The sequence below is a fragment of the Pseudoruegeria sp. SHC-113 genome (assembly GCF_025376885.1).
Classification (GTDB): Bacteria; Pseudomonadota; Alphaproteobacteria; order Rhodobacterales; family Rhodobacteraceae; genus Pseudoruegeria.
Window position 1 is genome coordinate 1615032 of the sequence record NZ_JAHUBR010000001.1, and the last position, 18932, is coordinate 1633963.

Genomic DNA, 18932 nt, shown 5'->3' on the forward strand with positions numbered 1-18932 from the left:
CTCTGCGCGGCGCAGGATGGAGGGTACGGACATGAGCAAGCTGACGCTCATCTCTCTTGTATTGCTATGCTTGGGCCTTGCGCTTTGGGCGGGATACGCGGCGCAGGGATCATATGTCGACGAGGACGGCATCCTGCAGGAGCCTTTCCACCTGCTGGCCCTTGGCTGGCTTTTCGTCTTGGCCGTAGGGGTCACCCTGGCGGGCGCGCTGGTCGTCCGTATCATCAAGAAATGGAGGACCCCAAAATGAAGACCCGCTTCACACATCGCGATTCCTCCACCGACCGGTTTGTGCCGTCAATTAACGCAAGCACGCGCCTGAGCGCTGTCGGCTTGCTGTTATGTGCCGGAATGTTCGCCGGTTGCAGCGAGCCGGCGCCGAGCGGCGGGATCAGCGAGCCAGACCCTGATCTGGTTTTCGTGAGGGGCTACCGTTCCGCTGATGACGACTGCAAACTCACTGGCGAGTCCGGCTTCACGGTCGAGTTCCTGGATGATGCGGCAGACCTCGTCACATGCTCGATGGGGAGTGCAGCGGCAGCAACGTTGGTGTCCGAAACCTCGGCCTCGTTGGTCACGCAGACCAATAGCTACACTCTCTACTCCGTGCCGCGCCGTTGAGCCGGTCGCCCTCTCCCGATGTCTTGTAAAGCCAAGGGCCATGGATGAGCCACCGCAGAGCAAACACCGAGCTGCCCGCACCATTTCTTCAACACATCGTCCTGAGATACGATGTCCTTGAGAGAAAATCCGGCGATCCGTGCGACCTGCCTTGGCTGGATCAAGACGTGTTCGAGTTGCGGTTCACGACTCAGGTGACCATTCTGGTCAGCGGGAGTGGCATTGGGACATCGACCTTGGTGGAGGCCATCGCGGCGCTCAGTGGCTATGACGAGGCCGAGGGGCGGCAAGAGCTATCGCCAAGTCGATCACGCCCGGGGGATCGACCAGAGCGGTGCCGGGTTGGCCGACGCACTCCGGGCGAGCTGGCTCCCCAAGGTGACAAATGGTTGGTTCTTCAAGGCGTGTCTGACGTCAGCGCCAATGGGACAGTTTAGGGCGATTTGATAAGAGGGGGTTTCTGGCTCATCGTAACCACCAAGGAGTGGAGATGAGACAGAAACCCGGAACCAGGCAGAGCCACGGCGAGAAAGTCGTCAAGGACATCCGCCGTGCGACCCGCAAACAATATTCGGCAGAGGAGAAGATCAGGATCGTGCTGGACGGTCTGAAGGGCGAGGACAGCATTGCCGAGCTGTGCCGCCGTGAAGGCATTGCCCAGAGCCTCTATTACAGTTGGTCCAAGGAATTCCTCGAGGCTGGGAAGAAGCGCCTAGCGGGCGACACGGCGCGTGCGGCAACGTCGAGCGAGGTCAAGGATCTGCGCCGAGAGGCCCGTGATCTGAAGGAGGTCGTGGCCGAGCAGGCCCTCGAACTGCGGTTGCTCAAAAAAAGCATGATCGCGGATGGGGGCGACGACGAATGAGGGATCCCGCATCCGAGAAACTGGAGATCATCCGCCTCGTCGAAGGATCGCATCTGCCGACCAAGCGCACGTTGGACAAGCTCGGCATCCCCAGGACCACCTTCTATCGCTGGTATGACCGGTATCTGGCCGACGGGCCCGAGGCGCTTGAGGATCGTAGCCCCAGGCCATCGCGGGTCTGGAACCGCATTCCCGAGCCGGTGCGCGAGAAGATCAAGGAGCTCGCCCTGCAGGAAAGCGAGCTGTCGCCGCGTGAACTGGCCATTCAGTTCACCGACACTGAAAAGTATTTTGTATCAGAGGCTTCGGTCTATCGCATCCTCAAGTCTTACGACCTGATCACCAGCCCGGCCTATGTGGTTCTGTCGGCAGCCGACGAGTTCCGGGACAAGACCACACGGCCAAACCAGCTCTGGCAGACCGACTTCACCTACCTGAAGGTCATCGGCTGGGGCTGGTTCTATCTCAGCACCATCCTCGATGATTACAGCCGTTACATCATCGCCTGGAAGCTCTGCACGACGATGAAGTCGGGCGACGTGACCGACACGCTGGACCTGGCGCTGCAAGCCTCGGGCTGCGATCAGGCAACGGTCTTGCACAAGCCGCGCCTGCTCTCCGACAACGGCGCCAGTTACATCTCGGGCGAACTGGCCGACTGGCTGGAAGATCGGCAGATGGATCATGTCCGCGGGGCGCCATACCATCCGCAGACCCAGGGTAAGATCGAACGTTGGCACCAGACCCTGAAGAACCGCATTCTGCTGGAGAACTACTATCTTCCGGGCGATCTCAGGCAGAAGATCGACGCCTTCGTCGAGCATTACAACCATCGGCGCTACCACGAGAGCCTGCAGAACCTCACCCCGGCCGACGTCTACTTCGGGCGCGGCCAAACCATCCTGAAACAAAGAGAAAGGATCAAACGACAGACAATCGAAACCCGGCGCTTGCTTCACCGCAAATCCGCCGCATAATCACACCAACCAGATGAGCCAGACCCTCTCTTAGATCAGGCCGCCAACTGGCCCAAAAACTCTGACGACGGACACTTCAAGGCGGAAACATTTTGCTCCGTGGCCCGCTACCTAGATATCGCCGCCCAGGATAGAGGCAATGCCACCCGGACTTTCTGTCATGTGTCCGCCATCAATCACTCGAACCGGATGGTCGTCTCCGATCCAGTCCTCCAACCACTCCGGGAAAACGTCACCTGCTCGCGGTCAACGCACTCGATAAAGCCCAACATGCCCGCCTCCAATTACTGAACGCGAGTATACTCAAGGACCGAGTTTTCACACAGCCTCGGCCCAGTACGGCCGTTAGTCAACACTCAAAGCGGACGGCCGCTAAGGGCACCTTGTTCGGCAAAAAGTGCTGGTCCCAGGTGGGTTTTATCATCCGTTTTGTGCAAGCTGCACTCTTAATGGCGATTGAAGCAATTAGCGCTCTCGCAGTTGCCCACGTAGCGCAGCAACTGCCGACGGAAGATCGTCCTCGAAACCGGTAATGAACGTCTGCTGGATCGCAGCATTCAAGGCGTCGTCGGCGGCTGCCTCGGCAGCGGTGGCCGACCCGGAAAGGGTCTCGAACTCTTCGAAGGCTTCAAGGATCAGGAGTGGCTCGCGCAGGATGCCCTGAACCGTCATGCTGATCGACATATGTTCGACCTGGTTGTTGTTTTCCGGCGGGCCAACGAATTCGGGCGCAAAGCCGGAAACGCCCCAGATAGTTGAGTTGTCCAGTGCGATCCCGGTTTCGTATTGCCAGATCGTTCCGACATGGAACCGCGTGGTGAATCCGTGGTTGAACAGCTTGATATGTGTCAGTGGGTTGCGGCGCGACGATCCCACAATCAGTTGCTGCCAGAGGTAGAGGGCCGCCTGCTCCCTTCCGCGAATGTACTCGGAGGTCTCCAACATGTGCTCCGGCGGAACTGCATCAATCAGTTTGATGGCCGGATCGAACAGGTCAAGCGCCGTGTCGAGCGCCGTGTCATCAGTGCCGACCCCTGACGTCTCGGCCAACTTGAAGGCGTGAAACCGGGTGTAGGCCCCGCCGAGCGCTTCAAGGTATGGTTCACCCTCTGCCGCGGCAAGCGCGTCGACAACGCGATAGGCGTCCCAACCATCCGCTCGCAACTGGTCGGTATCTACGTCCCAGAAAGTGGATGGAATCTGGCGCCCCAAGTCGCCGGTTAGAAGCGCGAGCACCCGGAGGCCTTCGGCATATTCCATCAGTTGTTCAGACGTGACCTCACCGTCATCGAGGCGGGCGAGATGGCCGGAGATAAAAATGTCGCCCAGAAGTGGCTCTTCGCTCAGCCCTGCATCTCGCAACGCCTGTTCCACTTGAACTCGGGTCGCCTCGGCAACAGGCGCCGGGCCTATTTCGCCTTGGGAAATCGCGCTTCCTTCCAGCCGTTGCTCCGGAAGCCCAAAGAACAGGAAACGAACCTGTGGAACGGCCAGAACGACGACCGCAAGCGCCAGACAGGACAAGGCCCCGATCCATGCCAACCGTCTCATGACTTATCCGGGCACTGGACGAAGTGACTAGTTCGCAAGCGCATCGAAATCGGATGTATCCACATCGGCGACGGCTTCCTGTGCGATCGCATCGTAATCCGTCGCCTTGTTGGTTTCTTCAGCGGCTTCGGCTGCAAGCGCAGCCGAGGCGCCTATTGTCGCGGCCGTTCGGACGTCATCCTCGCTGGCACTACAGGCAGCGAGTACGCTCAATCCAAGGGCGGATGCTGCGGCCAGGACCTGTCGATTTCGCGACATCACTTCGTGTAATCCTCGAAACCTTCGACATTGCCGCCAATAACCGTGCAGTTACCTGCGGCTTGAATTGTCGGCTGGTCCCAGTTGACATTCCAGTTCACGACGATGGTGTCGCCGTTTTCCGAAGCGGGGAACACCGAAATCGCAGCATTGGGCAGATCCGCGAACTCGGGAACTTGCCAAAGGTAGTCGTGACAGGTCTTGAGGGCATTGGTTGTCTGCCTGTCAAAGGCTTGGGCAGCATTGGCTGCAACCACGAATACAAGGCAGGCGCCGATAGGTTTTAGCATTGAAAATGCCCTTTCAGATTTCCGTATCAAACCGATGAGTTGCAAGCTTAGTGCGCCATCTGACTTCGTCAAACAGAATGGGTTCTTTCTGGGCCGTCATTCCTTCCGCCGGACCGACTAACCAGCACAGCTACTGCTCCTCTTCGCCTTGTTCGGAAGGACCCTTACCCAGCATCGCGTTCACACGGTCGAGTTCCGCGGCTGCGATCTCCCCGATGGATGTTCCCTTCAGCCCGCCCGCGACGACCATGGCAACTTCCAAGGGGTACTCGGCGTCGACCAATGCGACGAGATCCTCGGCATTGCCATCCTCGGTGGTCAGGTCCGTCAGAATGTCGATATAGGCAAGAATTGCGCCGTTCCGCGCGGACGAAACCAGTTCCTTTGAAGGAAGATCGGCCAACAGTGTCTCTGTGATCAATCCGATGTAGTCCTGCAACGACATGTATTCGTCGCCAAGCAACTTCGATTGCATGTAGACCATCCTGACGCGCTGACGGTTCAGGGCTTCGCTCATGACCTCCGCCGCTGCGTTCTCGACCGAAATCAACGCTCCGACCGGCCGGAAACGTCCAAGCAGGTCCGGGTCCGCGAAAGCATCGAGGCCACCGATGGCCTCACCGGCAAGAAACTCAACCGCCTGCCTTTGCTCGTCGGGGTCTACATAAGCAAACGGCCTGTCACCTCCGGATGTCTGCGTGACACCGCCAATCAGTTTGCCGACGCTTCCCGCGATCCCGACATACCGACCGAGCGCCTCACCGTACGTGACATTCAGCATGGCTCCCGGGTTGCGCGCGTCCTCAACTGCCTTGGGCAACGCCGCAAGGCTGGCGTGGAGCGCAGCGATGCCTGCGCGCGTAGCCGAGATCCTGTCTGCCCCGATGTTCTCAGTCTGAACCCGGGGATCGAACTGGGCAAGATACTCCTCGCCACGTTCGCCTGCTCCCCACATGAGTTCCGGGCGCTCCTTTGCTTCCGCCGCGATGGCATCAAGCTCCTCTGCGTCGAGATCGGAGGAATACCCCCATCGGATGGCGTGCCGATCGTAGGAGCCAATGATAGGAATGAGTTGCGTGACGCCATCATCCGGGTCCGCCACGTAGTTGAACCGCCCATAGGCCATGATGGAGGACGTGCTGCCGTTCTCCGCAGTGAATTCCGGGTCCCTGAGCTGTGCCGTTGTCCAGGCCGTCGAGGCGCGGTGGTTGTGCCGCAACCCGAGCGTATGGCCTACCTCATGTGACACGACATACCGCAGGATACGCCCCTGCATTTCCTCCGGCAGAGGCAATGCCGCCGCCGCGGGGTCGGTTCGATGCATCAGCAAATAGTAGTAGCGGCTGAAAAGGTTCACGACGTCCGGCCAAACCAGAATATGGGCGGAGAGAATTTCGCCGGAACGCGGGTCGTGAATGTTCGGGCCCATCGCGTTCTGCACCGGCTGCGCAACCCAGCGGATCACACTGTGGCGGACATCTTCCGGGGACCAGTCCGGGTCTTCCTCATGGCTTGGCGCGTCGCGAGCAATGATCGCGTTGGTGAAGCCCGCGGCCTCGAAAGCGGTCTGCCAATCCTCAACCGCCTGGCGGATGTAGGGACGCCAACGATCAGGGATTTCACGGGATAGATAGAATACGATGGGGTCAACCGGGTCCGACGGGCGTGGCGCATCCGGATCGGCGTGTTCGAGACGGAAGCGAAGGGCGGCACGGTCGCGCGATTGCACATCACCGAACGCGCTTTCAAAAACCAGGTATTCGGTAAAGAAAAAGCCCACCCGGTCGTCATGGGGGCGACGCTCCATCGGGGTTTCTGGCAGTACGGCGATGGAATGCGCCGTTTCCACGGAGATCGGCTGTGCCAGTCCGGTCTGATCTGTCGCTTCGAAGGTCAGTTGCGAGCGGACAAACAGGTTGTCGGGATAGACCGATGCTTCAGCAACGTAGGATCGGTCGGGGTCGTTCGGCCCGGGAGCGAGACCGGTGGATGCCAGCTGCGCAGCGACCGAGTAGCCGACGATATCGCCCCCGAACGCATCCCGCAAATCCACGAGTACACGCCCGGTGTCGTCTTCCGCGAGGACCGGGAAATCGACGATGATGGGACCAAGGTTGGCGCGTTCCACGGCGAGGTTCACCGGGCGAAGCTTGTCACGTCCGCCAGTGTAATGGGGATCGCCCGAAACCTTTTCGAACGAGGTTCCTGAAAGGGACCGCACCATGACCCGATCGGGCCGCCGTTCCAACTGGATCAGGCGGGCCCCCAAGGCGTTTCCGCCCAAGGCCACTGCGTCGGTAGGATATCCGGACACTTCGGCATACCAGATCAGGCTGCGTTCGAACATGTCGCGCGGTATCGCAAGCAACAGATCGCCGTTTTTTTGGTAGAGGTCGAAGGCTCCTGACCGAACCTCGGCACCGGCTATTCGCTCCTGGAAGCTCGCCGATTGCGCCCTGGCATTGGTGGGCATCAGCGGGCCCGCAAGGGCAATGCAAAGTACGAATACCAGGCGCATCATTGTTCTCCTAGTCGACGATTTTTCGAGCGCGCTCACGTTTCCAGAGATCGCACGTTCCAGTCCGGTAGTGTTGCAAGTGTCCGACATTCGAAAATGCTTACACTGAAGTATGAATTTGAGAACTCACAAAGCCGCCATTGGCCGTATTTGCGGCGAATGACCGGAAACCGCCCAGCTATACACTTGCCGGTTGCCGTGTTCGCCGCGGAGAAGGCAGTGCATTGTTTGGACACTGCGATCGGATTGGAACTCGGATCATTGTTCCTTTTTTGGGTCTGATTTTCGCTTCTTTACTTCAACCAGTTTTTGACCCGGTCGGACATACTCGTATCCGCCGCCGGTGTTGTTCACTTGAACAGCTACATTCACGCCTGTGTCGGCCTTTGCGCCGGCGGCTAGAAATTCAGCCATCCGCGCGCGTACAGTCTCCGACTTTGCGTTCTTCATCAAATCCAGTGCAGCCTCGATCGCGGCGACCTGAGCTGTTGCCCTGAGCCCTTCGGCCTCGCTGACGAATTCCGCTTGGACCTCTTTGAGGTGGTCACGCACGGCGGGGCGCTGGAAGGCTTTGAACCAACCGCTTTGGGAGAGGCCGGCACTTTCGCATGCCGCTGAAATGGTCATGCCTTTGCGTACGCGCAATTCGATGGCGCGGCGCAGTTTGGCTGAAAGGCGGGGTTTCGGGGCGTCCAGCGCTCGGAGGTTTGGCATACACCTTGGATACTCCGGCCGCAGGAAGGCTCCGATGCACAAAAAAATCTTTAAAACGCGCGCGAGGGGGAGGGTGGACTACCAGCAATTCGCGCGCGTTTTTGCCCCCGGGGGGCGTGGCAAAGGTGCCCCACCCTCTTGCTGGTGCAGAGGAGGGGGCGTGCGAAAGGAGCGTTTCAGAACTTGGGTGCCGATTTGCCGATTGCCGCCCATGCTTGCTCAGCAAGCCTTTCGCCCCAAGTGTTCAAGCGAAGATCCCCGCCAGCATCGGCAACGGCGATCTTTATCTGCAGGGCATGAGTGCTGTCAGAAGGCAAAGCCAGAATTTGCTCGGTAAGCTGTGCGATCCGCTTGCCGGTAGCGTTGACTGCTTCGTTGGTCTTGTCCTGAGCGGCGCCTGCGGATGCGGTCAGCCATTCATTGAAGAGCATTTCTATCAATGAAGGTGGGCAAGTGACATCGAGTGTTTCCATGGCAGCGGTCGTTGCTCGATTTAGGGCCGCGGCGATCGCGTATACCTCGGGTTCTTGTTCCTTTGAAATATCGCAGGGTCGGCCTGCTTCATGTAGGATTCGATTCATAGCAAGCGCGAGGCCGTGCGCTTCTTGAGCAAATTCCAGTGCTGCGGCGGTGTCTGGGTGTTTGGTGTGTTCGCCCATGATGAGTCTCCTTCGGGTTTGAGTTTCGAGAGACTGAAGGTGGACCGAAAGGTGGGACAGAACGTGGCCATGGCCCAAAACGCATTATAAATCAAATGCTTGCTTTGGGGTGATGGTAGCGGAGGAGGGACTTGAACCCCCGACACGCGGATTATGATTCCGCTGCTCTAACCAACTGAGCTACTCCGCCGAGACCGAGGGTGGATTTATGGGAAGGCCCCAAAAGGGTCAAGGGCGAAAAACGAAGAAATCGCGCCGCGCGGGCAGGTTTTTTCCGTCAGCCCGCGCGGGCCCCGCCATCAGGCCCGAGCGGGCGCGCAGGCGTTGGCAAATCCGGCCTCGCAGAAATCCAACAGCGTTTCGCGGTAGCTTTCGGGCGAGGCCGGTGCGGCGGGCGCGGCGAAGGCCTCCAGCCGCCATTGCGAAGTGCAGAGCGCCAGCAGAGCGGAGACGGTGAAGATCAGCCCCGCCGAGAGCCGCTCCGGTGGCGTGCCGGGCTGGCTCTGGGCGAGCGCCTGCAGGAAGAGGCGGAAGGTCGGGTCGAAACAGCTTTCCGAGATCTCCCGCCAGCGCGGATCGGCGGACACATGGGCGATGAGGCGGGCGTAGGCGGCCCAGTGCGTCGGGTCTTCCGCCATCAGTTCGATCAGCGGGTCGATGAAGGCGGCGAGCAGCGCGCGCAAGCCTGCTTGCTGCACCACGCCTTCCAGCCGGGCGCGGCGGCGCTGCGCCAGCGTCTCGGCCCGGCGCTCCACCACGGCATGAAACAGCGCCTCCTTGCTGCCGCCGTGATGGTTCACCAGCGCGCCCTGCACCCCGGCCTCCCGCGCGATGTCGCGAATCGAGGCGCCGTCGAATCCCCGCTCCGCAAAGAGCTGCTCGGCGGCATCGAAAATCCGCGCGCGGGTTTGCAGCGCCCGCTGGCTGGGGGCGCGTTGCCGTTGTTTTTCTGGCGTTTTCTGGACCGTCATTTTTCCAGCTTGCACTATTTTTAACGATTGTTCAATCTAAGCGTCGCGAGGAGTTTGGGAGGAAACGCACCGTGACTGCACAACAGGCAGCGCCGCAAGAGGCGCGCTTTGCCCTGATCGGGGCAGGCCCGATGGGGCTGGCGATGGCGAAGGTTCTAAAAGAGCAGGGCATCGCTTTTCAGGGGTTCGAGCTGCATTCGGATGTGGGCGGCCTGTGGGACATCGATGGCCCGCGCTCCACGATGTATGAGACGGCGCATCTGATTTCGTCCAAGAAGATGACGGAATTCGCCGATTTTCCGATGCCTGACCATGTGGCGGAATATCCCTCCCATCGGGAGCTGCGGCAGTATTTCCGCGATTTCGCGCAGCATTTCGGGCTTTACGCGCATTACCGCTTCAACAGCGAGGTGCTCTCGGCCGAGCCCATCGGCAAGAGCGGCGAGGGCTGGCGGCTGCGCTGGCGCGATGGGGAAGGGGAAGAGCAGGAGGGCACGTTTGCCGGCGTCATGATCGCCAACGGCACGCTGTCGGAGCCGAACATGCCGCGGTTTGAGGGCCAGTTCACGGGCGAGCTGATGCATGCCTGCGATTATCGCGATCCCAAGATATTTGACGGCAAGAGGGTTCTGATCGTCGGCGCGGGCAACTCCGGCTGCGATATCGCGGTGGATGCGATCCACCACGGTCTGTCCTGCGATCTGTCGATGCGGCGGGGCTATTACTTCGTGCCGAAATACGTCTTCGGGAAACCCGCCGACACGATGGGCGGGCTGATCAAGCTGCCGATGAGCGTGAAGCGCAAGATCGACGGGATGATCCTGAAATGGTTCGTGGGCGATCCGCAGAAATACGGCTTCCCCAAGCCCGATTATCAGCTCTACGAAAGCCACCCTGTGGTGAACTCGCTGATCCTGTTTCACGCCGGTCACGGCGACATCACCGTGCGCCCCGACATTGCCCGGCTGGACGGCAAGACCGTGCATTACGTGGACGGCACCTCGGCGGAGTATGATCTGATCCTCACCGCCACGGGCTACCTGCTGCACTACCCGTTCATCGACAAGGATCTGCTGAACTGGCAGGGCGACGCGCCGCATCTCTATCTCAACTGCATGCACCCGGAGCGCGATGACCTGTTCGTCCTGGGCATGGTCGAGGCCTCGGGCCTCGGATGGCAGGGCCGCCACGAGCAGGCCGAGATGATTGCCCTCTATATCAATGGCCTGAAGGGCGAAGCTGAGGCCGCCCGAACGATTCAGTCGGAGAAGGCTGCAGGCTTTGCACGGGAAACCGGCGGCACCAACTACCTGAAGCTTCCGCGCATGGCCTACTACGTGGATAAGGCGAGCTACCGCAAGGCGGTGACGGGCTGGATCCGCAAGCTGGGCGGGGCAGCGCAATGAGCGACGTCGATGAGATCCTGCTGAATTTCAGCCCCGGCAGCCTGATGTTGCTCAACGCCATCCTCGCCATCGTGATCTTCTCGGTGGCGCTCGATCTGCGCCCCAGCGATTTCCGCCGCCTCGTGCAAACACCGCGGCCGCTGATCACTGGCCTTGCCTCGCAATTCATCCTGCTGCCGGTTCTGACCTTCGGCCTCGTGCTGCTCACGCAGCCGCGCCCCTCGATTGCGCTGGGGCTGATCCTCGTGGCGGCCTGCCCGGGGGGCAATATCTCCAACTTCATCACCCATCGCGCGGGCGGCAACGCAGCACTTTCGGTGTCGATGACGGCGATCGCCACGGTCTCGGCCATCGTGATGACGCCGGTGAACATCGCCTTCTGGGGCAGCCTCTATGGCCCGACACGGGAGATCCTGCAAGCCACAAAGATTGATCCGGTGCAGGTGGCGATCACGGTGCTCTTGATGCTGGTGCTCCCGCTGATTTTGGGCGTTGCGCTCAACAGCAAGCGGCCTGATTGGGCCGCCAGGGTGCGACGCCCGCTGCAGAACCTCTCGATGCTGATCTTCGTGGCCTTCATCGTGCTGGCGCTGGCGGCGAACTGGAGCTTCTTCCTCGCCTTCGCGCCCCTCGTGGCGGGGCTTGTGATCCTGCACAACAGCCTTGCGCTGGCGGGCGGCTACGGGCTTTCGACGCTCGCACGGCTGACGCCCTTTGACCGGCGCGCGGTGACGATCGAGACGGGCATCCAGAACTCCGGCCTCGGCCTGATCCTGATTTTCTCCTTCTTCGGCGGGCTCGGCGGCATGGCCGTTGTGGCGGCCTTCTGGGGCATCTGGCACGCGATCTCGGGCATTGCGCTGGCCGCGCTGATGAACCGGACGGAGGCCGCAAGATGAGCCGTATCCTGATCACCGGCGCGGTCGGCATGGTGGGCCGCGCGCTGCTGGCGGAGCTTGCTAGCAGCGATCACGAGGTGATTGCAACCGACCTGGCCGCGCCTTCTAGCCTGCCAGACGGCATGCGCTTTGAACGGATGGACGTCACGGGCCGCGACCCGGAGCATCTGATCGGGGAGATCCGGCCCGATGTTGTGATCCATTTGGCTTCCATCGTCGGGCCGATGGCGCGCGAGAAGGCTTTCGCGGTGGACGTGACAGGCTCGCAGAACGTGCTGCAGGCTTGCCTTCGCCACGGGGTGGGGCGGCTTGTCGTCACCTCTTCGGGCGCGGCCTATGGCTATCACGCCGACAATCCGGCCTGGCTGCGGGAGTCAGATCCGCTGCGTGGCAACACGGAGTTCGCCTACAGCGATCACAAGCGGCAGGTTGAGGAGATGCTGGCCACGGCCCGCAAGGAGCACCCGGCCTTGGAGCAGGTGGTGCTGCGCGTGGGTACGGTGCTGGGAGAAGGGGTGGAGAACCAGATCACCGCGCTCTTTCACAAGAAGCGGCTCTTGGCGATCAAGGGTTGCGACAGCCCCTTTGTCTTCATCTGGACACGCGATCTGGCGCGCATCCTCGCTCGTGCCGCCGGGGAGGGGCCTGCGGGAATCTACAACGTGGCCGGGGATGGTGCGATGTCGGTTGCCGATCTGGCGGCGGCCATGGGCAAAGGGGTTCTGAACCTGCCTGCGGGCGCGCTGAAGGCGGCGCTGGCGGTGGCCAAACCGCTGGGGCTGTCGAGCTACGGACCGGAGCAGGTGCGCTTTTTGCAATACCGCCCGGTGCTGGCCAATGACGCGCTGAAGGATGTTTTCGGCTACAGGCCCGAATGCAGCAGCCGCGAGGCCTTCGCGATCTGGCAGAAGGGGGCCGGGCTATGAGCAAGCGCACAGCGATCATCACCGGCGGGGCCGGGGGGCTGGGCCGTGCTCTCGACGAAGCCCTGCGCGCGCGTGGCTGGGCGACGGTGCTTGTCGATCTTCCGGGGCCAGCGCTTGACGCCTTGCCCGATCTGCCGGACCGCCGCGCTCTGGGCTGCGATCTGACCGATGGTGCCGCCTTGGAGGCGCTGTGTGCGGGGCTGCGCGAAAGCTGCGAGAGCATCGATCTGGTGATCTACAACGCCGGTGTCACCCAGATCACGCTGATGGCCGACACCGAAGAGGCAGCGCATCGGAAGGTGTTTGATATCAATTACTTCGCCGCCACCAACATGGCGCGCCTGCTCTGCGCGGACCTGCGTGCCGCAAAGGGCACGCATCTGGCGGTGTCCTCCGTGGCGGGGTTTGCACCGCTCTACAGCCGCACGGCCTATGCGGCGAGCAAACATGCGGTGGAGGGCTTCTTCAAGTCCCTGCGCAGCGAGGAGCGCGGGCATGGGGTGCGCGTGGCGATTGCCGCGCCGAGCTTCGTGGCCACCAACATCGGTAACCCGGAGCCGCAAGCGGGCGGCATCTCGCGCCCCGGCGCGGCGACGGACGGGATGGATTACATGCCACCGGACGCGGCGGCCGAGGTGATCCTGAAGGGCTTTGAAAAGGGGCGGGATTTCATCCCCGTGGGCCGCATCGCGCGGCTGGCCTACGGGCTGAACCGGCTGTCGCCCGCGCTTTATCAGCGGCTGATGGAGCGTAATATCAACGGGGGTGAGGCCGGTTCTTAAGCGGTAAGGGCAGCCTCCGACCGTCGGGTGGGGCGAAGCCCCCGCCCGGGGGGGCGGTCAGGGGCTGCCCGGCGTGCCGCCGGGCGGAAGTCGTTCTTAGACCCGGTGAGAAAGGGCGAGCGCTTAGCGCTCTTGGGGGCGGTCAGCCGAGTTCAATCCCCGCCAGAAGCCGCGAGGCTTCCTCTGCCGGGCTTGCCAGCACGTCCCGGTTTTCGCCGGGGAAGAACCGCGCACGGGTGGCGGTGGCCATGGGGGCAGGCGCAAGGATATGCACCTTGGGGCCGGTCTTTTCGGTTTCGGCCTGCCAGCTCTGCGCCAGCGCCATACCGGCCGCCTTGCTGGCCCCGTAGGCCCCGAAGAATTTCTGCCCGGCGCGGTCATCGTCAAAGAAGATCGCCTCGCCCTGCCGTGCCAGCAGCAGCGGCTCCACGAAGCCGATCAACCGGCCCACGGCGCGGGTGTTCACCGCAAGGCTCTTTTCCCAATCTTTCAGCGCCACATGGCCCGCCGGGCTCAGCGGCGCGGCGTGGATGGCCGCATGGGCCCAGACATCAAGCCCGCCCCAGCGATCATGGATCGAGCGGCAGAGATGCATCATCGCCTCATCCACCGTCACATCCATCGGCGCCAGCGTCGCCGAGCCGCCGGCGGCCTGAATGCGGTCGTCCAGTTCTTCGAGCGCCCCGGTGGTGCGCCCCACGGCGATCACATGGTAGCCTTTGGCGGCCAGCTCATAGGCCACGGCATTGCCCAAACCGCGCGAAGCGCCGGTTACGAGGGCGGTTTTTTCGGTGTTCACTGTCATGGGGCTGCTTTCTCACTTGCGCGCGGCCAAGGCAAGCCCCGCACCGCGCTTGCGCGCTTTTGTCAGGGGTTGGCGCGCGCTCAGGGCGGCGGCGCGGCGGCGTGCAGCCGGGTGAGCGCGGCCTTGCAGACGCCCAATTCAAGCCATTGGCAGCCGGTGCAGATCTCGTCGAGCTTGTCGGGGTGGATGCGCCGCTGCATCCGCTTCAGCGCCTCGCCCCAAGTGAGCTTCTCGCCCACCTCAAGCCCCAGAGCGGCGGCATGGCGCGCATCCAGTGCGGCGATCTTGGGCTGATCGGAGCAGAGATCCTCCTGCCGCATGGGGCAGGGGGCGCAGATGTCGTCGGTGCGGTCCACCACCTCGATGATCACGCCCTCGCCGTAGCGCGCCCGCAGGCGGCCCATGACGATGGCCGTCATATTGGCGGTGAAGTGATCGGAATAGCCCTTCCCTTCATAGCCCAGCGAGCAGAGGAAGTGATGCGGGCGATACCGCAAGGGGGTGGGGCGTTGTGCGCTCATGCAGAAGGGCTTGCCGCAGGCAGAGCCCTTCCGTCAAGGAAAACGCGGCGGGATCACTCCGCCGCTTTCAGCGTAAAGCCCTTGTTGATCATATCCGACGGGGCCACCGGGTATTCGCCGGAGAAGCAGGCGTCGCAATAGGCGGGGCTGGCGGCATCGCGGCCCTTGGCCTCGCCCGCCGCGCGGTAGAGGCCGTCGAGCGAGATGAAGCGCAGGGAATCCACGCCAAGATATTCGCACATCTCGCTTTCCGTCATCCGCGCGGCGAGAAGCTTTTCGCGGTCCGGCGTATCGACCCCGTAGAAACAGGGCCAGGCCGTGGGGGGCGAGGCGATGCGGAAATGCACTTCCTTCGCGCCCGCATCGAGGATCATGTCCTTGATCTTGCGCGAGGTGGTGCCGCGCACCACGGAATCATCCACCAGCACAACGCGCTTGCCCCGGATCAGGGCGCGGTTGACGTTGAGCTTCAGGCGCACGCCCATGTTGCGGATCTGCTCGGTGGGCTCGATGAAAGTGCGGCCCATGTATTGGTTGCGGATGATCCCCATCGCGTAAGGAATGCCGCTTTCCTGCGAGAAACCGATGGCCGCGGGCGTGCCGGAATCGGGCACCGGGCAGACGAGATCGGCCTCCACTGGCGTTTCGCGCGCCAGTTCCACGCCGATCTGGCGGCGGGTTTCATAGACGGAGCGCCCCTGCAGGATCGAATCCGGGCGGCTGAAATAGACATGCTCGAACACGCAGAACCGCGGCTTCTTCTGCTCGAAGGGGCGGAAGCTCTCGATGGCGCCGTCCTGAATGACAACCATCTCGCCGGGATCGATCTCGCGCATGAATTCCGCGCCGATGATGTCCAATGCGCAGGTCTCGCTGGCCAGCGCGAAGCCGTCGCCGATGCGGCCGAGCACCAGCGGGCGCACGCCGAGCGGATCGCGCACGCCGATCAGCTTGGTGCGCGTCATGGCCACGATGGAAAACGCGCCTTCCACACGGCGCAGCGCGTCTTTCATGCGCTCGGAAATGGATTGCTGCAGTGAGCGCGCCATCAGGTGGATGATGCATTCGGAATCCGAGGAGCTCTGGAAGATCGAGCCGCGCTCGATCAGCTCGCGCCGCAGGGCATTGGCGTTGGTGAGATTGCCGTTATGGGCCAGCGCCGCGCCGCCCATGGCAAATTCGCCAAAGAAAGGCTGCACGTCGCGGATCGCCGTCTGGCCTTTGGATCCGGCGGTGGAGTAGCGCACGTGGCCGATCGACAGCGGCCCCGGCAGGGTTTCCATCAGGCTGGCTTCGGTGAAGTTGTCGCGTACATAGCCGAAGCGGCGGGCGGAGTTGAACCCCTGAACCGGGTCATGGGCGACGATGCCGCCGGCCTCCTGGCCCCTGTGTTGCAGGGCATGCAGCCCGAGCGCGACGAAATTGGCCGCATCCTGAACGCCGATCACGCCAAAGACGCCGCATTCCTCTTTCAGCTTGTCATCATCGAACGGATGGCTGGGGGGCATTTCACGCATCTTGGCAGCGGCTCCGAATCCCATGGCTCAACAGTTGGCCCCCTCATAAGCGGTTCGGGCCGGAGTGTCACGAAAGGATCATATTGCTGCGTCGTTGGCACGGGAGCCAAGCCCCGCTTATGCGCAAAAGGCGCCCCTAGGGACGCCTATTACATCTGTTCATGCGGTGGGTCTGGCCGGGTTACTGGCTGCAGGCGCCCACGAGTTCTTCGTATTTCGTGGTGATCCAGTTCATCACGCCTTGCTCATCCAGGCCCGATTGCAGGTTGCCGGTGGCGGAGGCGAAAATCTGGGCGGAGCGGCTGTCGTCCACCATGGGCACGGCCTGGTTCACGACAACGAGATCATAGACAAGGAAGGCCACGGCCACGAGCACCAGCCCGCGCACGACCCCAAACAAGAAGCCGAGCGCCTGATCGATGCCCGACAGGGCAGAGCGCTGAACGGCGGAAGAGAAGAGCGGCGTGAAGATCGACACGACGACCAGCGCCACGGCGAAGACGGCGGCAAAGGCCGCAATCATCGAAAGCTCGCAGCTGTCGGCAATGAATTCCTTCAGAAGCGGCACTTCCTTGATCAGCGGTTCGGCCTTGGGCGCAAACAGGAAGGCGACGACAGCGGCGGCGAGCCAGCCCAGAATGGCCATGCCTTCCCGCACGAAACCACGCGAATAGGCGAGGATCGCCGACAGGATAATGACAACGGCCACGACGCCGTCGATGATGGTAAAGCCTTCCATGCGCTTCCCTCACTTGGGCCGGTTAACCGGCTCCGAATATTTCTCCGACGAATGCCGTCAGATCCGCCATTTGCTGGATGCTGACCTCTCCGTCCTCCCCCGTCTTGCTGCGGGCAGGGGCGATTGCCTTGGTGAAACCAAGTTTGCCCGCTTCTTTCAACCGGTTTTCGGTCTGCCCGACGGGGCGCAGGCTTCCTGATAGACTGATTTCGCCGAAAACCACACAATCGGCGGGCAATGCGGCGTCTTCGCGGGCGGAAAGTAGCGCCGCCGCAACAGCCAGATCGGCTGCCGGTTCGCTGATTTTCATACCACCCGCAACGTTGAGATAGACATCGAGCCCGGTGAAGGCGATGCCGCAGCGTGATTCCAGCACCGCGAGGATCATCGCCAGCCGACCACCGTCCCAGCCCACCACGGTGCGGCGGGGCTGGCTGTGGGGCGAGGGGGCCACCAGCGCCTGAAACTCGCAGAGCACGGGCCGCGTGCCTTCGATCCCGGCGAAAACGACAGAGCCAGGCGTGGGCTGTTCGCGCTCCGAGAGAAACAGCGCAGAAGGGTTGGTGACTTCGCTCAAGCCCCCGCCCGTCATCTCGAAAACGCCGATCTCATCGGCCGGGCCGAAGCGGTTTTTTACCGCGCGCAGGATGCGGAACTGATGGCCGCGCTCGCCTTCGAAATAAAGCACAGTGTCGACCATATGCTCGACCACGCGCGGGCCGGCGATCTGGCCTTCTTTCGTCACATGGCCCACGAGCACCACGGCGATCCCCTTGCGCTTGGCAAAGCTCGTCAGCTCATGGGCGGCGGCACGCACCTGACTCACCGAGCCCGGCGCGCTGTCTACGGTGTCGGCCCACATCGTCTGGATCGAATCGATGATCGCCACGTCGGGCTTTTCGGCCTCCAGCGTGGTGAGAATGTCGCGCAGATTGGTTTCGGTACCCAGCCGCACCGGCGCATCCGCAAGCCCCAGCCTTTGGGCGCGCATCCGCACCTGTGCGCTGGCTTCCTCGCCCGAGATATACACAGCCTTCAGCCCTGCGCGCGCGAAGCTGGCAGCGGCCTGCAGCAGAAGCGTGGATTTGCCGATCCCCGGATCGCCGCCCACGAGGATGGCCGAGGCCGGCACCAGCCCGCCGCCCAGCACGCGGTCCAGCTCGTCCATGCCGGAGCGGGTGCGCGGGGGCGGGGCTTCCTCGGTGGCGAGGTCGAGCAGGGGCAGGGCGCGGCCGCGCGCCTTGCCGAGCGTCTTGCCGGAGGGGCCCTGCGAAAGCGGCTGCTCCTCGGTGATCGTGTTCCATTCGCCGCAGGCGTCGCAGCGGCCGGACCACTTCTTGTGAACGGCGCCGCAGGCGTTGCAGGTGAAACTGGTGGTTGGTTTTGCCATGCGCGATTACTGCCCCAAAGCGCCGCCCTTGCCAACGGCTTCCCGCGCGGAGAGCGCGCGCATCGTGAGCATAGACAGCAGCAGCGAAGCGAGCACGCAGGCGGTGAAGAGGTAAAGCCCCCAGCCCGTTTCCACCCGGCCCACGCCGATCCCCTTGATGACGACAATGTAGAGCGCGATCAGAAACACATCGGCCATGGCGAGCTTGCCAAGCCATGTGAGAAAGGGCAGCCAGCGCGGCGAGGCATAGCCGAACTGGATCGCCGCCAGCATCAGCGTCTTGGCGTAAGGGGCGAGGAAGGCGAAGAAAAACACCAGTGCGGCAAGGAAGATGTCCACTTCGATCAGCGCCGTGAAGCCCGAAACTACGGTGATCTCGGACAGGCGGAACAGCGGCAGGATCCCGGCGCGCAAAAGGGGCGCCGTCCAGGCGATGGGGAAGAGGACGAGCAACGCGAGGTTGCCGTAGCGCAGCAGGGTGTCGGCAGGTGTCATACCCTACCGGTAGCGGCCCCGCTCAGGG

Annotated in this window: 20 protein-coding genes and 1 tRNA gene; 7 read left to right on the forward strand and 14 right to left on the reverse strand. The window is 62.4% G+C overall.

Annotated elements, in window-relative coordinates; translation table 11 throughout:
• The first annotated feature begins 31 nt into the window (after positions 1-31).
• The 3 genes from KVX96_RS08030 (at position 32) to KVX96_RS08040 (ending at position 2463) form a co-directional block, all read left to right on the forward strand.
• Entirely contained in the window at positions 32-250 is a 219-nt protein-coding gene (locus KVX96_RS08030; RefSeq protein ID WP_261193845.1) for a DUF3955 domain-containing protein, read from the forward strand.
• A complete protein-coding gene (locus KVX96_RS08035) occupies positions 247-621 on the forward strand; it encodes a hypothetical protein (protein WP_261193847.1) in 375 nt (124 codons plus the stop codon). Before KVX96_RS08030 ends, KVX96_RS08035 begins: the two co-directional genes overlap by 4 nt.
• 490 nt (positions 622-1111) lie before the next feature.
• Positions 1112-2463 (forward strand): IS3 family transposase gene (locus KVX96_RS08040; RefSeq protein ID WP_261193848.1). Its coding sequence is split into 2 segments (ribosomal slippage): positions 1112-1448 and positions 1448-2463, totalling 1353 coding nucleotides; the frame shifts between segments, so codons are not numbered across the junction.
• 465 nt (positions 2464-2928) lie between these two features.
• Here KVX96_RS08040 and KVX96_RS08045 read toward each other — a convergent pair.
• The 8 genes from KVX96_RS08045 to KVX96_RS08080 all read right to left on the reverse strand — a co-directional run bounded on the left by KVX96_RS08045 (position 2929) and on the right by KVX96_RS08080 (position 9424).
• Entirely contained in the window at positions 2929-4014 is a 1086-nt protein-coding gene (locus KVX96_RS08045) for a hypothetical protein (protein WP_261193849.1), read from the reverse strand.
• 27 nt (positions 4015-4041) lie between these two features.
• Positions 4042-4227: a hypothetical protein gene (locus KVX96_RS08050; RefSeq protein ID WP_261193850.1), complete on the reverse strand. Its 186-nt coding sequence runs from the start codon at positions 4225-4227 to the stop codon at positions 4042-4044.
• Between the two features lie 44 nt (positions 4228-4271).
• The gene (locus KVX96_RS08055) at positions 4272-4562 is read right to left on the reverse strand and encodes a hypothetical protein (protein ID WP_261193851.1); all 291 of its coding nucleotides are present in this window, start codon (positions 4560-4562) and stop codon (positions 4272-4274) included.
• A gap of 130 nt (positions 4563-4692) precedes the next feature.
• On the reverse strand, positions 4693-7080 hold the full coding sequence (locus KVX96_RS08060) for a zinc-dependent metalloprotease (protein ID WP_261193852.1): 2388 nt from the start codon (positions 7078-7080) through the stop codon (positions 4693-4695).
• A 258-nt stretch (positions 7081-7338) separates the two neighbouring features.
• Positions 7339-7707 carry a hypothetical protein gene (locus KVX96_RS08065; protein WP_261193853.1) on the reverse strand — a complete coding sequence of 123 codons (369 nt, stop codon included), beginning with the start codon at positions 7705-7707 and terminating at the stop codon, positions 7339-7341.
• Between the two features lie 263 nt (positions 7708-7970).
• Complete coding sequence (locus KVX96_RS08070) at positions 7971-8453, reverse strand: hypothetical protein (protein WP_261193854.1); 483 nt, start codon at positions 8451-8453, stop codon at positions 7971-7973.
• 113 nt (positions 8454-8566) lie between these two features.
• Positions 8567-8643, reverse strand: a tRNA-Met gene (locus KVX96_RS08075).
• Positions 8644-8752: 109 nt separating this feature from the next.
• Positions 8753-9424 (reverse strand): TetR/AcrR family transcriptional regulator, encoded by a 672-nt coding sequence (locus tag KVX96_RS08080; protein ID WP_261193855.1) that lies wholly within the window; start codon positions 9422-9424, stop codon positions 8753-8755.
• Between the two features lie 71 nt (positions 9425-9495).
• Between KVX96_RS08080 and KVX96_RS08085 the strand changes: the two genes are divergently transcribed.
• The 4 genes from KVX96_RS08085 to KVX96_RS08100 are packed head-to-tail and all read left to right on the forward strand — an operon-like array spanning position 9496 to position 13437.
• Positions 9496-10830: a flavin-containing monooxygenase gene (locus KVX96_RS08085; protein ID WP_261193856.1), complete on the forward strand. Its 1335-nt coding sequence runs from the start codon at positions 9496-9498 to the stop codon at positions 10828-10830.
• Positions 10827-11729, forward strand: a complete 903-nt coding sequence (locus KVX96_RS08090; RefSeq protein WP_261193857.1) for a bile acid:sodium symporter family protein — start codon at positions 10827-10829, stop codon at positions 11727-11729. Before KVX96_RS08085 ends, KVX96_RS08090 begins: the two co-directional genes overlap by 4 nt.
• Complete coding sequence (locus tag KVX96_RS08095) at positions 11726-12655, forward strand: SDR family oxidoreductase (protein WP_261193858.1); 930 nt, start codon at positions 11726-11728, stop codon at positions 12653-12655. The genes KVX96_RS08090 and KVX96_RS08095 overlap by 4 nt, the downstream gene beginning before the upstream one ends.
• Complete coding sequence (locus KVX96_RS08100) at positions 12652-13437, forward strand: SDR family NAD(P)-dependent oxidoreductase (RefSeq protein WP_261193859.1); 786 nt, start codon at positions 12652-12654, stop codon at positions 13435-13437. Before KVX96_RS08095 ends, KVX96_RS08100 begins: the two co-directional genes overlap by 4 nt.
• Before the next feature lie 142 nt (positions 13438-13579).
• Here the strand turns inward: KVX96_RS08100 and KVX96_RS08105 are convergent, their stop codons facing one another.
• The 6 genes from KVX96_RS08105 to KVX96_RS08130 form a co-directional block, all read right to left on the reverse strand.
• The gene (locus tag KVX96_RS08105; RefSeq protein ID WP_261193860.1) at positions 13580-14242 is read right to left on the reverse strand and encodes an SDR family NAD(P)-dependent oxidoreductase; all 663 of its coding nucleotides are present in this window, start codon (positions 14240-14242) and stop codon (positions 13580-13582) included.
• An 80-nt stretch (positions 14243-14322) separates the two neighbouring features.
• Positions 14323-14763, reverse strand: a complete 441-nt coding sequence (locus tag KVX96_RS08110; protein ID WP_261193861.1) for a DUF1284 domain-containing protein — start codon at positions 14761-14763, stop codon at positions 14323-14325.
• Between the two features lie 53 nt (positions 14764-14816).
• Complete coding sequence (purF, locus tag KVX96_RS08115) at positions 14817-16271, reverse strand: amidophosphoribosyltransferase (RefSeq protein WP_261195408.1); 1455 nt, start codon at positions 16269-16271, stop codon at positions 14817-14819.
• 190 nt (positions 16272-16461) lie between these two features.
• Complete coding sequence (locus KVX96_RS08120; RefSeq protein WP_261193862.1) at positions 16462-17019, reverse strand: CvpA family protein; 558 nt, start codon at positions 17017-17019, stop codon at positions 16462-16464.
• 22 nt (positions 17020-17041) lie between these two features.
• Complete coding sequence (gene radA / locus KVX96_RS08125) at positions 17042-18409, reverse strand: DNA repair protein RadA (RefSeq protein ID WP_261193863.1); 1368 nt, start codon at positions 18407-18409, stop codon at positions 17042-17044.
• 6 nt (positions 18410-18415) lie between these two features.
• Positions 18416-18904, reverse strand: coding sequence for a paraquat-inducible protein A (locus KVX96_RS08130; protein WP_261193864.1), 489 nt, complete (start codon positions 18902-18904; stop codon positions 18416-18418).
• Between the last annotated feature and the right edge of the window lie 28 nt (positions 18905-18932).